15 protein-coding genes are annotated in these 14,237 nt (G+C 38.7%); 7 read left to right on the forward strand and 8 right to left on the reverse strand.

Going from position 1 to position 14,237, the window contains the following annotated elements:
• Entirely contained in the window at positions 1-750 is a 750-nt protein-coding gene (locus tag C9J48_RS12840) for a heme-copper oxidase subunit III family protein (RefSeq protein ID WP_006230443.1), read from the forward strand.
• A gap of 10 nt (positions 751-760) precedes the next feature.
• Positions 761-1,084 (forward strand): cytochrome C oxidase subunit IV family protein, encoded by a 324-nt coding sequence (locus C9J48_RS12845; RefSeq protein ID WP_006230442.1) that lies wholly within the window; start codon positions 761-763, stop codon positions 1,082-1,084.
• Between the two features lie 69 nt (positions 1,085-1,153).
• Here the strand turns inward: C9J48_RS12845 and C9J48_RS12850 are convergent, their stop codons facing one another.
• Positions 1,154-1,708, reverse strand: coding sequence for a hypothetical protein (locus C9J48_RS12850; RefSeq protein ID WP_006230441.1), 555 nt, complete (start codon positions 1,706-1,708; stop codon positions 1,154-1,156).
• 642 nt (positions 1,709-2,350) lie between these two features.
• Here C9J48_RS12850 and C9J48_RS12855 point away from each other — a divergent pair.
• Complete coding sequence (locus C9J48_RS12855; protein ID WP_428433443.1) at positions 2,351-2,881, forward strand: HD-GYP domain-containing protein; 531 nt, start codon at positions 2,351-2,353, stop codon at positions 2,879-2,881.
• A gap of 11 nt (positions 2,882-2,892) precedes the next feature.
• Here C9J48_RS12855 and C9J48_RS28260 read toward each other — a convergent pair whose 3' ends face one another.
• Positions 2,893-3,996 (reverse strand): DNA alkylation repair protein, encoded by a 1,104-nt coding sequence (locus C9J48_RS28260; RefSeq protein WP_036802769.1) that lies wholly within the window; start codon positions 3,994-3,996, stop codon positions 2,893-2,895.
• A 129-nt stretch (positions 3,997-4,125) separates the two neighbouring features.
• Between C9J48_RS28260 and C9J48_RS12865 the strand changes: the two genes are divergently transcribed.
• On the forward strand, positions 4,126-4,632 hold the full coding sequence (locus C9J48_RS12865; protein ID WP_006230437.1) for a GNAT family N-acetyltransferase: 507 nt from the start codon (positions 4,126-4,128) through the stop codon (positions 4,630-4,632).
• A 20-nt stretch (positions 4,633-4,652) separates the two neighbouring features.
• Here C9J48_RS12865 and C9J48_RS12870 read toward each other — a convergent pair whose 3' ends face one another.
• Entirely contained in the window at positions 4,653-5,420 is a 768-nt protein-coding gene (locus tag C9J48_RS12870) for a leucine-rich repeat domain-containing protein (protein WP_006230436.1), read from the reverse strand.
• 261 nt (positions 5,421-5,681) lie between these two features.
• Here C9J48_RS12870 and C9J48_RS12875 point away from each other — a divergent pair, with 261 nt between their 5' ends.
• The 3 genes from C9J48_RS12875 (at position 5,682) to trpS (ending at position 9,445) form a co-directional block, all read left to right on the forward strand.
• Positions 5,682-6,107, forward strand: a complete 426-nt coding sequence (locus C9J48_RS12875; protein WP_006230435.1) for a hypothetical protein — start codon at positions 5,682-5,684, stop codon at positions 6,105-6,107.
• Between the two features lie 252 nt (positions 6,108-6,359).
• Complete coding sequence (locus C9J48_RS12880; protein ID WP_006230434.1) at positions 6,360-8,075, forward strand: NAD-dependent malic enzyme; 1,716 nt, start codon at positions 6,360-6,362, stop codon at positions 8,073-8,075.
• 350 nt (positions 8,076-8,425) lie between these two features.
• Positions 8,426-9,445: a tryptophan--tRNA ligase gene (gene trpS / locus C9J48_RS12885; protein ID WP_006230433.1), complete on the forward strand. Its 1,020-nt coding sequence runs from the start codon at positions 8,426-8,428 to the stop codon at positions 9,443-9,445.
• A 96-nt stretch (positions 9,446-9,541) separates the two neighbouring features.
• Here trpS and C9J48_RS12890 read toward each other — a convergent pair whose 3' ends face one another.
• The 5 genes from C9J48_RS12890 to C9J48_RS12910 form a co-directional block, all read right to left on the reverse strand.
• The gene (locus tag C9J48_RS12890; RefSeq protein ID WP_006230432.1) at positions 9,542-10,261 is read right to left on the reverse strand and encodes a DUF2076 domain-containing protein; all 720 of its coding nucleotides are present in this window, start codon (positions 10,259-10,261) and stop codon (positions 9,542-9,544) included.
• A gap of 270 nt (positions 10,262-10,531) precedes the next feature.
• Positions 10,532-11,101, reverse strand: coding sequence for a YceI family protein (locus tag C9J48_RS12895; protein ID WP_006230431.1), 570 nt, complete (start codon positions 11,099-11,101; stop codon positions 10,532-10,534).
• Positions 11,098-11,640 (reverse strand): cytochrome b, encoded by a 543-nt coding sequence (locus tag C9J48_RS12900; RefSeq protein WP_006230430.1) that lies wholly within the window; start codon positions 11,638-11,640, stop codon positions 11,098-11,100. The genes C9J48_RS12895 and C9J48_RS12900 overlap by 4 nt, the downstream gene beginning before the upstream one ends.
• A 347-nt stretch (positions 11,641-11,987) precedes the next feature.
• Positions 11,988-12,692, reverse strand: a complete 705-nt coding sequence (locus C9J48_RS12905; protein ID WP_006230429.1) for an HAD family hydrolase — start codon at positions 12,690-12,692, stop codon at positions 11,988-11,990.
• A gap of 148 nt (positions 12,693-12,840) precedes the next feature.
• Positions 12,841-14,226, reverse strand: a complete 1,386-nt coding sequence (locus C9J48_RS12910; RefSeq protein WP_006230428.1) for a class II fumarate hydratase — start codon at positions 14,224-14,226, stop codon at positions 12,841-12,843.
• Positions 14,227-14,237: the final 11 nt, after the last annotated feature.

The following is a 14,237-nucleotide window of genomic DNA, read 5'->3' on the forward strand; positions in this document are numbered from 1 at the left end:
ATGGCACAGCTGTTATCAACACCACAAGAATCAAGAAAAAAGCCCCCTGAATCGTCATCCCTTCAATCTGACGATAGTAGCTCTAGCGGTTGGCTGTCAGTAATTGACGATTTTTCGGCTGATAGAGCTGTCTTTAACATCTCGTCAAATAAAACCATGATGTGGCTTTTTTTACTCAGTGATATTTTTATTTTTGGCAGTTTTTTAGTTGCCTATATGTCAGTCAGAATGACCACTACCGAATCTTGGCCACTCACCAGTGACGTTTTTGCTTTAAACCTTGGCGGTCAAGATATCCCATTAGTTTTAATCGCAATCATGACCTTTATTCTGATTACCAGCAGCGGCACTATGGCTATGGCGGTTAATTTTGGCTATCAAGGTCGACGTCAGTTAACTGCAGCATTAATCTTTATTACGGCATTATTTGGACTCGCTTTTGTCGGTATGCAAGCATTCGAATGGACCAAATTGATCGTGGAAGAAGGCATTCGCCCATGGGGGAATGATCTAGGTGCTGCACAGTTTGGTGCCAGTTTCTTTATGATCACAGGATTTCATGGATTACATGTCAGTATTGGTGTTATTTATCTGCTGACAATCGCGTGGCGAGTGTGGTGTGGACGATATGAAAAAACGCAATCAGATAATTCCACTAATCGTTATGAAATCGTCGAAATAGCAGGGCTTTATTGGCACTTTGTCGATTTAGTGTGGGTATTTATCTTTGCCTTTTTCTATTTGTGGTAAGGAGGTTGTTATGCATACAACACAAACACATCAGCAACACCCCATAAGCCTTTATTTGAAGGTGTGGGGATTATTATTTTTACTCAGTACCTTGTCGTATATGGTTGATTACCTTCATGTACAAGGCATATTACGTTGGTCGCTGATCATTATTTTCATGCTGTTAAAAGCAGGGCTAATTGCGAGTATTTTTATGCATATGCTATGGGAGAAGTTGGCGCTCGTCTGCTCCATATTTTTACCGCCTCTGGCATTACTTGTACTGCTTACATTAATGGCAACAGAAGCAGAATATATATATAGCCTTAGAATACTGTTATTTACATCAACCTAAAATAGAATATAAAGCTAATCACTATAAATAATTAGCTTTTTTAAATCAGTAATATTCTATCAATAAAAATTAAGGCATCTTATGCATCATGGTATGCCATTGGTTATGGGCACTTATTAGCCATTTAGGGGGTGATTTTCCGGTACCAGCAGGCTCTAAGTGATCATGTGCAATAATGATATTTGCTAACATAATTTCTTGCGACGGCTCTATATCGACCATTAAAACATGTTTACCGGACTTTAATACGCGCTTAAACCGACGGAATTGATAATGCAATTCCTGAAAGCCAAATAGACCGCCTTCCCAAGTAATAAAACCGAGTATCACTATGGCAAGCATAATAAAGGGTATCCAGCCTGTTGTTTCAGTTACGCCGGAGATATAAGCAATAAAGATAACTAAAGCAGCTGCACATACACCAATGACAGCACCAATTTCAGTTGAATGAATGACATCATTACGCATTACCGATCTTACTGGGTGAAGGTGGTGAGAAGAGACCTCTGCATCATTATCACTAAGTACATGAATTTGTGGTGTACTAATGCCACTTAATTCAAGTTCATATTCGACTAATTCAAGATCATCTAGATCATCACTAATATAAAAGACCCTTTTCATATGGCCTCCGGTAGGGTTTTATATCAATCTAAACAAGTACCTGACCATCAACCGACTTCGAATGGTATTAGTACTAACAATAAATCATTTTAATTCAGTATGTTAAGTTTATTTTTAGCTCATTAAATAGCGAAAATATCTACTATAGAGTATAGCCTTTCTTATCTATACAGCATGTATTTTAAGCAAAGTGAATGGATGCTTATGAAAGAACTACAAGTATCATTAAATGCTAAACAAATTGATATCTTTTCGATTCAATGTCTATTTTATCGTGCTTTTTAGTAGTGAAATCAAAGTTTTTATTAGCGTATCTTTTAATATGCCTATACCTAAATGACTTCAAGATATAGGGGGCTCACTGAAACGTGTACCTTGATGTTGTTTGGATATATAACCGCGTACTGTATGGAAGACAAATTAGATGACTTGGTTATGCTTGGGATATGTATTTAGAACATCGACTTAATGTAATGATTGAAATCTAAATAATTATTAATATAGTAAATATTGGTATTGCAACTAAACATGAACAACATAATTAATAGTGTCGGTTATTCAAATAACATTTTCATCGATGGTGAATATCAATACCATGTTGAACAAACTAAATTGTTCACCCAGTTACTACTTGATGTATTAATGAATGACTATACGGAAATTAATACATCATTTATAGCAAGCATGAATACTGCCGCAATCATGCATGATCTGGGAAAAAGCTTTATTCCTGAATCTATTATTTTTAAAACAGGCACTTTGACTGTGTCTGAGTATGACGTCGTAAAAACACATACAACACTTGGTTATGAGCATTTTTGTACATTAAGCATGAATGTAGATACACCTCTAAATCAGATTATAAAAGATGTGATTTTATATCATCATGAGCATTGGGATGGTACTGGTTACCCGCATCAAAAAGCAGGGCTCGATATCCCGCTTTCTGCGCGTATTATTGCACTTGCCGATGTGTTCGAAGCCTTGATCAGTGTACGTTCGTATAAAGAACCATTTTCTTTTGAAAAAGCGAAGAAGATCATATGTGAAAGTAGTGGATATCACTTTGATCCGGCTATTGTCGCCGCTTTTCTTAAACAAGAAGCCAAGTTTGAACAACTGACAAAAACGCTACAAAGTCAGTCGCTATCTAGGCATCGAAAAGGTGCTTAAAGAGCAAAATATTAACTGACTAATTCAAAGTCTTTGATTTGGCTTTCTTGACCATTAATAATGATAGAAAGCTGATGAGTACCAGTATGAAATTTCCGTGTTGTTATAAGTTTAAAGCTTTGCTTTCTATTAATCTTATATACTTTATTCGGTTCTATTTCACGCTCACTTATTTTAAAAACTTTACGAGAAAGGTCACCATTATTTTTTTTATAATACAGACCATATTCTAGCCTTAGCGTTTTACATGTTTTATTTACGTTGGTGATGGAGAATGAAAACTCTAAGGCATCGCCGATTTTTACATTTGGCGTCAGGATATCAAAGTTTGATAACATGATATTTTTACTATCAAAACCAAATAATTGAAGTGTTTTTGGTTCTCCTTGTTTCAGTAGTGTTCTACTTGCGTGTTTGATCAGTGCATCAGTTTCTTTTGTGTATCCCAGCCATTTTTGTGCTGTCTCTATAACAAAATTAGGGTTATCTTTTGATATATCATTTAAGTTATTCGCAACACTGCGTCTTACTACTTCACAACTGTCATTCTTCAAGGTGTCTAAAATAGGGAAGATAGGCATAGGATTCTTTTTTAAGCTTGGTAAAGCCATTGCCCAAGGAAGCCGTGGCCTTGAACCCTCACTCGCTAAACGGCGAACCTTATTATTGGGGTGTTTTGACCACTGAACCATTTGAGTTAACATTTTTTCTTCATACTTCAATATGTAAGGTCTTACTGCAAATTCACAGCTGGTGAACTGTGTTATAAATTCAAAGGCTGAAATAGACTCTTCATACTTATCAATACCATATACAGAAATATACTCAGGAAAAAACATAAACTCAATGCTTTCTTCCTTGATGCCAGCAAGACGTAAATTATCAATCAGTTGCTTTATTGTTTCTGTGGCTTCGCCAAAATCATCAGACAGGAAGTGATGAAGCACTTTTGCAGTATGCGTCATTCTTTCCTTCAATTCGTAATGAATAAAATTGTCATTGAAAATTAACTGAGTAAAGGTTTCTTTTTCAAATGAAGGAATGGTTACGAGTATTATTTCCGACAGCTGGTCGTAGAACTCTTGTGAGTATATGTCTTTAAATAAATTGCTCATAATGTCTGAAGTCCATTCCTAATGTTTAATATTCTCGGTAATCATTGCATAGTATAATGGTATACGTGACGAATTATGTAACACGACCAGCAGTGTTGGTATGGAATTATAAAATAACAAGGAAGTTATATGGACATTATTGATGTTAAAACGACGAATTGCATTGAAAAAAGCCTGATTGAATTACTCACTGATGGGGTCGAAAAAGGGGCTTCTATCGGGTTTATTGCGCCGTTAGGCGAGAGGGAAGCGCTTGAATATTGGCAGGCTGTTAACCTTGATATTCAAGATAGCTCAAGGAAGCTGTTTGTTGCCATTACTGAAGAGCGGGTTGTTGGAGCTGTACAGCTTTCAATAACACATAAACCTAATGGTTTACATCGAGGCGAAATTGAAAAGCTAATTGTTCATTCTGAGTTTAGAGGGCAAGGGATCAGTAAGCAGTTAATGTTATCTATGGAGTCAACCGCTAAACAGATTGGACGCCATCTTTTAGTGTTGGACACACGTTTAGGCGATATAGCCTCCAATCTCTATCGAAAGCTCGACTATATAGAGGCGGGTCAAATTCCTAACTTTGCTAAAAGCTCATCAGGGGAATTTGAGGCAACAGTGTACTTCTATAAACAATTGTAATGTCACTGTAAATACGTTCACTAAAAGTGCGGCTTTATGCGAATTTTTGTTCGACTAGAAGGCGTAGATGCGTCAATTGCAGATGGATCATTCATCGGTAGAATGCCGATAATTGTAGTAGAAGGATCAACCCGTAAAACGCTCAGATTAGGATTATGACTGATGTTTAGCGTATCGATTTGGTTTTTTTCTGCTTGTAAATATTCCAGCTGAGTATTCTTTGATATGTCTAGCTCAGTGAGTGCATTGGCATACACAAGAAGATCAACCAGTACTGTATTGGCTGTGATATTTAAGTCGTGTAATTGGTTCCCTACCAGAATAAGCTCTTTTATTAGCGGTGAGTGTGTAAGGTCAATGTCACTGAGTTGATTGTTATAGGCATACAGAAACTCTAGTAAAGGGTTGGCAGATACATCGAGATTTTTCAGGTTATTGTTAGGTAAATATAAAGTCTTAAGCAAGGTATTGTTGGTAACGTCTAACGTCGTCAGCTGATTATTTGATAAATCTAATGATTCAATTGCAGGGAAAAAGCGTATCTCATCGGCAGATGTAATATGGCTGTTTGAACATTCTAGTTCATGAATTTTATTGAGTTGTTGCTCTCCATAAGAAAGCACACATTCCTTAAAGTGATCGTCTTTAAAAGGAATATCGCTTACAACATTGTATTGCTTTGTACTGCAGCCAGAAAGTAACAGTGCCATCAAAAATAACAAAGACAGTAAAGTACTTTGTATGCTCGTTTTAGACAATGTTACGGTGCGTTTAGCTAACAAATTCATGACCTGTTTGTGAATAAGTAAACTTAATTTTATACCTAAACCTTCTATTTACTAAAAATAATTATGATTAAAGAAAGAAGGCAACTGTTGCCAGCACTATTTCCTAACACTCGTAAAGCAGGTTGATTTTTCATCAAACTATTTAAGTTCCATTCCTAATGTAAAATTCTTGTCAAAACTGCTTTGGTTTAGTTGTGCTTGCTACATAGGAAGGTAAAAGCACGTTATGCTCAATATTGTCTGTAAAGGGAATATGTCATAATGAAAAAGAAAGTAATCATAGGTTTATTTACACTGTTCAGTACAGTGTGTAGTGCAACAGAGACTTATGATGATAAAACGATGCAGTTCACTGAGTATGCGACGCTTAACGGTAATGTTCATGATATGGCATGCGAAGGGAATATAAATGATGCAGCTGTTTATCTTTATGGTACAGAAACGCCAGAATATGGCGATTTAGGATCAGATTATTCGCCTTATACTTTTACTGCAATAGATGTTGATACATCGATCAATGAAGGGACATTTGAAGTCAATTATTTACCGTTAGGTACATATGACCTGGTACTTGTGTGCAATGCCCATGAGGATGATTTCACGCGTGGGGGCGATATATTAATGATTGATGAAAACGTGATTAAAACTGTATTATTAACACCAACCTGCCGAACAATCTATTTCTAATTTGGTTCATTTTTATTCGTTTATCTTTGTAATAAGAAAATTGCTACAGACTCTTTTACTTCACATTTTTAATGGAAAAAAGCGCGTAGAGTATTTTAATATATTCTGCAATGCACATGCTTCGGAATATATTTATACCCAAGCTACTTGAGGTAACTTGGGCATATCAGCCCTCTTATCAAAAAAACATGGCGTTTTGATGGATGACATTTGAGGACTGATATTCATTTGTTCATTAAGTGGAGGGATATCATGACCGTAGGAAAATACCTAAGGTGGAAAGATGAGCGTGGTAATGATTTCAGACCTGTAGCATTAACAGGCACAGAGTTACTAAACGATCGTAATTTAAATAAAAGTACCGCATTTAGCTACGAAGAGCGTGAAGCATTCGACTTGGTTGGCTTATTACCCCCTAAAGTACAAACGTTTGATGATCAGCTTAATCGGGTATATGACGGCTTTCGTAATGCCTCTACAGACATCGAAAAATACCTTTTTTTGCGCGCCTTACAAGATAGAAATGAAACATTATTCTACGCACTGTTATCTCGCCATGTAGAAGAAATGACACCGATTATTTATACCCCGACAGTGGGAAAGGCATGTCAGGAGTTTAGCCACCGTTATCAAAAAGCCCGTGGTTTATATATCACAGAAGACAGTGTTGATCAGATGGGTGACATGGCGCGTCACTTCACCGGAAAAGACATTAAAATCATCGTGGTCACAGATAGCCAAGGTATTCTTGGGCTAGGTGATCAGGGGGTTGGCGGCATGGGTATTCCTATTGGCAAGCTGTCTTTATATACCTTAGGTGCGGGTATTCATCCGGCTCACTGTTTGCCAATTGCATTAGATGTAGGTACAGACAATCAAGATTTGCTTGATGATCCTATGTATTTGGGTATGCCCCGTAAACGTATGCGTGGTGAAGAATACAAAATATTTATTCGTAAGTTCGTGAAGCAAATACAGCAGCACTTTCCAAAAGCCGTTCTTCAATGGGAAGATTTTAGTAAATCAAATGCTTTTGATAATCTGAGCGATTATGAAGATTATTTACCTTCATTTAATGATGATATTCAAGGAACGGGTTCTGTTGTTTTAGCGGGTATTCTTGGTGCCGTAAAAATTAAAGAAGAGAAATTAGCGGATCAAACTTACGTTGTTTATGGCGCAGGTGCTGGCGGTGTGGGAGTCGCTGACCAGATATATGCAGGCTTATTAAAAGAAGGTTGCTCGCATAGCATCGCGAGAGAAAAAATATTCGTTCTTGATTCTCAAGGTTTAGTTTTTGATGATCGTGAAGGGCTCGATGAATATAAAAAACGTTATGCGAAGCCAAGAGAATTAGCCAATAATTGGCAAACGAAAGAGCTAGGTAAAGTAAGCCTAACTGAACTTATTAATAACCACCCTGTAACGGTTTTGCTGGGTACTAGTGGTATTGGTGGGGCATTTAAAGCAGAACACGTTCAAAAAATGATGGAGTACACCAAGCGCCCAATGGTATTCCCTCTTTCTAACCCTACGGCAAACTGTGAAGCCTTACCGGAAGATGTTTACCAATGGAGCGATGGGCAAGCGATTGTGGCAACAGGGAGCCCGTTTAGTGATGTGAATTATAATGGACGGGAATACCGAATTGGTCAGGGTAATAATGTGTTTATTTTCCCTGGTGTCGGTTTAGCTTCCATTGTATCGGGTACGCCAAAAATCACCTTAGACATGTTCACAATGGCATCTTACGCGCTAGCCGATTGTGTCTCTGATGATGATCTAGCAGCAGGGTGTGTATTCCCGCGTATCAGTAAACTCAAAGAAGTATCGATGGTGGTTGCTACGCGTATTCTTGAAAATATGCAGACAACAGAACCGAATAGTCCACTTCGAGGTAAAAACATTCAACAAGAACTGGCAATGCATATGTGGGAACCTGCGTACTTACCTTATCGCAGAGTGTAGCTATATCAAGTTAAAGTGCGATTACCCCCATTAATATAAAGCATATAAGCTAACTGAAAATCCACTTTTCACTACTCACTATAACGAGAGATAGATAGAAAAGTGGATTTTTATTGAATGCAGATATTGTTATGGTTACTGCTGTTTTGTTTGAATATTCTCTTGTATAACGGGAAAAGTCTTGATAGCTTATTAAGCATGAAAACATATTCTCTTCGCACTTTCATTTCAAATTCTTGGTGGCGTTCTTTTTAGAGCGGCGCTGAATTCTTATGTTCAAAAGCCGCCGGAAGGTAGCTTAAGAACACACTCAAGTTATATTTCCGGCGCACTATTTCAGAGATATAACGATGCAAAACAATATACATTTAAAGAAAGAAAAAATCCTCACTGGTGATAGAGCAACAGGGCCTTTACATTTAGGGCACTTAGTGGGTTCGCTACAGCAGCGTGTACTGCTGCAAGAGCAGTATGATCAAACTGTGCTGGTGGCAGACCTGCAAGGCCTAACAGATAACGGGCATAACCCTCAGAAAGTGTCTTCCAATATTTTAAATGTAGTTGCTGACTACTTAGCCGTAGGCATTAACCCCTCTAAAACAACGATCTGTTTGCAATCCGCGATTCCTGCGTTATCTGAACTTACAATGTATTATTCAAACCTAGTGTCTATCTCTCGATTAGAGCGGAACCCTACTGTTAAAAATGAGATTAAAAGTAAAGAGTTCGGCCGTTCAATTCCAGCGGGCTTTCTTACTTACCCTATAAGCCAAGCGGCGGACGTTACAGCCTTCAAAGCAACATTAATTCCGGTAGGTGAAGATCAATTACCAATGCTAGAGCAAACCAATGAAATAGTAAGAAGGCTTAACCACATAGCACAAAGAGAAGTGTTGGTGGAATGCAAAGCCTTATTGAGCAAAGTGTCACGCTTACCAAGTGCTGATGGCAAAAGTAAGATGTCTAAATCAATGGGTAATACCATTATGCTTGGCTCATCGGCAAAAGATATTTCGCGTTCTGTTAAATCTATGTATACCGATCCGAATCATTTATCTGTGAACGATTCTGGTCAGGTTGAAGGGAATATTGTCTTTACCTATCTAGATGCATTTCACCCTGATGCCGAGTATGTACAATCACTAAAAGAACATTATCAACGGGGTGGTTTAGGCGATGGAACAACAAAGAAAATTTTGGAGGAATGCCTACAAGAAATGCTAAGGCCGATACGTGAACGCAGAGAACATTATTTGTCTGATAAAGCAGAATTAATTGCCATTTTGAAGCAGGGGACAGATAAAGCCCGCGGCGAATCTGAAGCTGTATTAGAGGATGTTAAAAGGGCGTTTGGGTTGAATTTTTTCTAAACAAATGCAAAAAAGCCGAAGTACTTACTGATTAGAAGTGCGAACTGACTAATCGTAATCTTCGGCTTTTAAAAATATAGAAGAATGCTTTATTGCTTAAACATCGTCGCCAAAGTCACCGAAGTCATCACCACCGCCGCCAAAGAAGCTGTCGTCACCGCCACCGAACGAATTATTGGCAAGTGTATCTTCACCAAATCCAGAGTCACCGAAGCCTGAATCGCCAAAACCAGCATCACCGAATCCGCTCGTTGAATCACTGAAGCCTGAATCACCGAAACCGCCAGAAGCAAAGCTGCTTGATGAGTCGTCTAAAAAGCCACCTGAACTCTCATCGGTTGACGCCAGTTCTTCTGCGCCTGTATCTGCTGTCGGATCCGCGGCTGCATCTGTTGCAGTATCAGCGGGTTGTTCATCATTATTGAACAACATGTTGCTAATCATGTTACCTGCAACCATACCGACAGCTACACTTGCAGCTGTTTGCATGAAGCTACCAAAGGCACTTGGTTGGTTCATTGGCTGTGGTGGTTGCGGAGCAGGGCGGTTGCCTCCCATCATTTTGCTAAACGCACCGCGATTAGATTCTGATTTATGGTGTTCAACGCTTTTCTCTAGATAATCATTTTTTTGCTTCATTTCTTTTAATGCCATTTCTTGAACCAAAACTGCTTGGGTCAATTTGTAAACAGCATCTTGTTGCGAACCGATTTCGTTACCGATCAGTTGGTCTGCATCTGTGTCTTTTGTTTTCGAAGGGCTTTGTTTTAGCTTATTAGCAACGTTCTGAATCAGTTCTTTTTCTTGTGGAGTCATTACATTTACCTTCTTAATTACCTCTGGTATTTCGATGTTGAGCCCGAGGTAATATTATCGATCATTATTATGACTCACATCCTATCTTATGGTTCATATTTCTACTTACTGACTTATGTAACATTATGTTGCTGGTGGCTGATTGATGACCATCAAGGCTAAATAAGGAACAGGGTTAAGGTCGGTAAGGTAAGAAGTATAAAAAATCCGACATAGCGTCGGATTTTGTGGGGGTTAAATAATCTTCATATATCTTTTTGTAAATACGTTTTACTGGCGAACGCCTTCAACATGCAGCTCTAAATCGGCATAGCTTGACTCACCCATAACAGGTACGCCAAAGTCTTCAAGCTCTATGCGGGTTGTGCCTGCAAATCCAGCACGGTAACCACCCCATGGGTCTTCACCTTCACCAATGAACTGTGCATCGATAGTGATTGGCTTCGTTTCACCGTGTAAGGTTAAATCACCTGTAATTGCTAGTTCACCATTACCTTTGTCTGTCACTTTTGTGCTAGTAAAAGAGGCTGTCGCGTATTTTTTAACATCTAAAAAGTCACCGCTACGAACGTGCTTGTCGCGTTCTGCATGGTTAGTATCAAAACTGGTTGTATCAACATTTACTGATACTTTTGATGCCGCGATATCTTTAGGATCATAGCTAAAAGTACCGTCAAACGTATTAAAACGACCTTTAATATAGCTATAACCAAGGTGTTTAATCTTTATGTTAATTGATGCGTGTGCACCCTGAGTATCGATCACGTAATCTGCTGCTGACGCAATACTTGGCATTGTCATTGCGGTAAATAAGCCTAAGGCTAATAGCTGTTTTTTCATTTTTCTTTAACTCCCAACATTTTGGTTAATGTATTGTCTTTATTAATAAAGTGATGCTTTAACGCTGCAATAGCGTGAATGACAACGAGTGCAATTAAGCTGAGGGAGAGGTAGTAATGTACTTCCCCTGCAATATCAGCTTGGTTTTCAAAGAGCTCTCCTAGTGCAGGTACAGAGAACCAATTAAATACGTCAATTGATCGACCGTCGGCGGTCGAAATTAGGTAACCCGATATAAATAAACTAAACATAAGAAGGTACAGAGCACTGTGTGCCAGCTTGGCTGAAATAATTTCCCATGCAGCCCCTTTTATCTCTGGGTGCCCTTTAAATGAGCGCCATAACAATCTGAAAATAGTGGCAAAAGCGAGCAGTAAACCAACCGATTTATGCCAATGTGGAACAGGCTTGTACCATTGTGAGTAATAGTTCAAGTCAACCATCCATAACCCAACGGCAAACAGGCCGATAACGGCAATTGCAGTTACCCAATGTAACGTAATTGATACCCAATCATATTGGTTTGGATGATTTTTCATGTAAACGTGTCTTATTAACCTTCAATAACATTCATTCTAGTTTGTTATTGAAAAGTTATAACCGTTCTCAGCCGAACAAGTTATTCGATTTTTTTGAAGGAACTATCTAATCTATCGTAAGGAGCGCTGCTTATCTCTACCTGTTTGTTTCTAAAGGATAAAAGCGATAGTTATTTGTTAAAAGAAATATGAATCAGATTTGAGTTTCGTCGGGAGTAAAGGGGTAATGTATGGGGATATTGTGGATAGAAGCCCTTTTTGTGCTGTAGCTTAGTAACTTAGGGGTAACGTAAAAGGGCTTATTGCGTTGGTGTATAATCAGAACAGCGTGGTAATACCGATAAAGACTAGCGTAATATATTGTTATCGTGACGCCAATCCATGATGGTCCAATCATTTACTTGAGCATGCAGAGACAATGCTGGATCAGGGTTTACAGCAAAAGGACGATCGACGGCATCAAGCATTGGTAGATCATTGATAGAATCGCTGTAACCGTAGCTGCCTTTGAATTCAGTGTCTTGATTATCTAACCATGCTTTCATTCGTATCACCTTTCCTTGTTGATAACTTAATGTGCCTTTGGTATTGCCTGTAAAAATGCCGTTGATTGTTTCTAGTTCAATCGCGATGACATCTTCAACGTTGAGCATTGTGGCTATGGGCTTAACAAGGTGCTCACTTGTTGCCGAGATAATAAGCACTTGATCACCCCGTTTTTTATGCCACTCAATACGTGCTAGCGCATCAGGATAGAGTGCAGGTTTAATTTTCTCTTCCAAAAACTCTTCGACAAGTGCTGAAATTTTTGTAATATCGCACCCTTTGATTGGTTGAAGTGTGGCTTCCATATAGGTATTCATGTCTAACGTGCCTTCTGCATACGCTTGCATTAGACGTTGCTCTTCTTCAAGAAGCGTTTGCGGTGCGAGACCTTTTTGAACAAGAAAGGCATTCCACAAGCTAGCAGAATCAGCGGCGATCAAGGTCTCGTCTAAATCGAAAATAGCCAAGTATGGTTTAATGGTCTTCTTGTGATTATCAAATAACAAACTGCGTATCCTTCACGAAATTAAATATATTCTGTCTTTTAGTTGCCGTTAGATTAAGTTGTTAATGTGACAGTTTCTTTTCAAATGTGTGTAATTTTAGAGTCATGGATACTGGGTTCGTGACTGAGTTCGCATGTGCAGACCAATCTCAATGTGCAACGCCACCTTGTGTCAGTTTTTTTGGGTTCAGCAGTTTTTCTAATTCTTCGCGACTAATATTAGTTTCTTCTTCTGCTACCTCAATAATCGCTCTTTGTTCTTTGTAGGCTTTTTTTGCTATTTCTGCTGCTTTTAAATATCCAATTACAGGGTTAAGAGCAGTAACCAATATAGGGTTTTTAGCGAGTGCCACTTGCAGGTTTTCTTCCCTAACAATGAATGTACTAATGGCTTTGTCAGCTAGCAAGGTAGAGGTATTCGCCATTAATTCGATACTTTGAATCAGGTTATGTGCAATAACAGGTAACATAACGTTCAACTGAAAATTACCAGATTGACCTCCGACGGTAATGGTCGCGTCATTACCGATGACTTGTGCTGCAACCATTGCTGCTGCTTCTGGAATAACAGGGTTAACTTTTCCGGGCATAATTGAAGAGCCAGGTTGAAGGGCTTCAAGTTCAATTTCACCTAGTCCAGCTAGTGGACCTGAATTCATCCAACGTAGATCATTTGATATTTTTAAAATCGCAACCGCTAAGGTTTTAAGTTGCCCTGAAAGTGCAACAATTGCATCTTGGCTACTGAGGTTATAAAAGAAGTTATCGCTAGATGTAAAAGGGATTTCAGTTGAGATTGAAATATTATTTGCAAAGATTGCAGAAAATTCGGGTTCAGCATTGATTCCGGTACCTACCGCTGTTCCACCTTGTGCAAGTGATGAAGCATTATCCAGCGCATGTTGAATACCTAGTTGTGCACGTTCGAGTTGTATTTTCCAACCTTGCAACTCTTGACCAAGGGTTACAGGCATAGCATCCATTAGGTGAGTACGCCCTGTTTTTACTATATGACCAATTTCTGCTGTTTTTTTATCTAATGCCTGAGTTAAGTATTCTAATGCAGGGAATAATTGAAAATGGCAGGTAATTGCAGCACTTATTTGAATGGCGGTAGGAATAACATCGTTACTGCTCTGGCCCATATTTACGTGGTCGTTAGGGCTTATGTTTTGTTCTGCTTTTTGTGATGAAAGTGTCGCGATAACTTCATTGGCATTCATATTAGAGCTAGTGCCTGAACCTGTTTGGAATACATCAATGGGAAATTGTTCAAAGTGTTCACCATTAATTATTTCTTGGCAGCTATCAATGATGGCATGAGCAACCTTGTCATCAAGCAGCTCTAATTCAAGGTTACTTCGGGCTGCTGCTTGTTTTATGTATGCCAGTGCTTTAATAAATTCGTGGGGCATTTGAATACCACTGATCGGAAAATTATTAACGGCACGTTGTGTTTGAGCTTGATAAAGTGCATTTTTAGGAACGTGCACGTCACCCATACTGTCAGTTTCAATTCGATAGTGTGAAGACATAATATTATTCC

Origin of the sequence: Photobacterium profundum, from assembly GCF_003026285.1 — a bacterium.
Taxonomy (GTDB): domain Bacteria; phylum Pseudomonadota; class Gammaproteobacteria; order Enterobacterales; family Vibrionaceae; genus Photobacterium; species Photobacterium profundum.

Excerpts from the sequence above, each read along its gene's own strand:
- C9J48_RS12875 (WP_006230435.1), top strand. The coding sequence starts at position 5,682 with ATGAAAAAGAAAGTAATCATAGGTTTATTTACACTGTTCAGTACAGTG.
- C9J48_RS12910 (WP_006230428.1), bottom strand. The coding sequence starts at position 14,226 with ATGTCTTCACACTATCGAATTGAAACTGACAGTATGGGTGACGTGCAC.
- C9J48_RS28260 (WP_036802769.1), bottom strand. The coding sequence starts at position 3,996 with ATGAGCAATTTATTTAAAGACATATACTCACAAGAGTTCTACGACCAG.
- C9J48_RS12855 (WP_428433443.1), top strand. The coding sequence starts at position 2,351 with ATGAATGACTATACGGAAATTAATACATCATTTATAGCAAGCATGAAT.
- C9J48_RS12850 (WP_006230441.1), bottom strand. The coding sequence starts at position 1,708 with ATGAAAAGGGTCTTTTATATTAGTGATGATCTAGATGATCTTGAATTA.
- C9J48_RS12880 (WP_006230434.1), top strand. The coding sequence starts at position 6,360 with ATGACCGTAGGAAAATACCTAAGGTGGAAAGATGAGCGTGGTAATGAT.
- C9J48_RS12840 (WP_006230443.1), top strand. The coding sequence starts at position 1 with ATGGCACAGCTGTTATCAACACCACAAGAATCAAGAAAAAAGCCCCCT.
- C9J48_RS12890 (WP_006230432.1), bottom strand. The coding sequence starts at position 10,261 with ATGACTCCACAAGAAAAAGAACTGATTCAGAACGTTGCTAATAAGCTA.
- C9J48_RS12865 (WP_006230437.1), top strand. The coding sequence starts at position 4,126 with ATGGACATTATTGATGTTAAAACGACGAATTGCATTGAAAAAAGCCTG.
- trpS (WP_006230433.1), top strand. The coding sequence starts at position 8,426 with ATGCAAAACAATATACATTTAAAGAAAGAAAAAATCCTCACTGGTGAT.
- C9J48_RS12870 (WP_006230436.1), bottom strand. The coding sequence starts at position 5,420 with ATGAATTTGTTAGCTAAACGCACCGTAACATTGTCTAAAACGAGCATA.
- C9J48_RS12845 (WP_006230442.1), top strand. The coding sequence starts at position 761 with ATGCATACAACACAAACACATCAGCAACACCCCATAAGCCTTTATTTG.
- C9J48_RS12895 (WP_006230431.1), bottom strand. The coding sequence starts at position 11,101 with ATGAAAAAACAGCTATTAGCCTTAGGCTTATTTACCGCAATGACAATG.
- C9J48_RS12900 (WP_006230430.1), bottom strand. The coding sequence starts at position 11,640 with ATGAAAAATCATCCAAACCAATATGATTGGGTATCAATTACGTTACAT.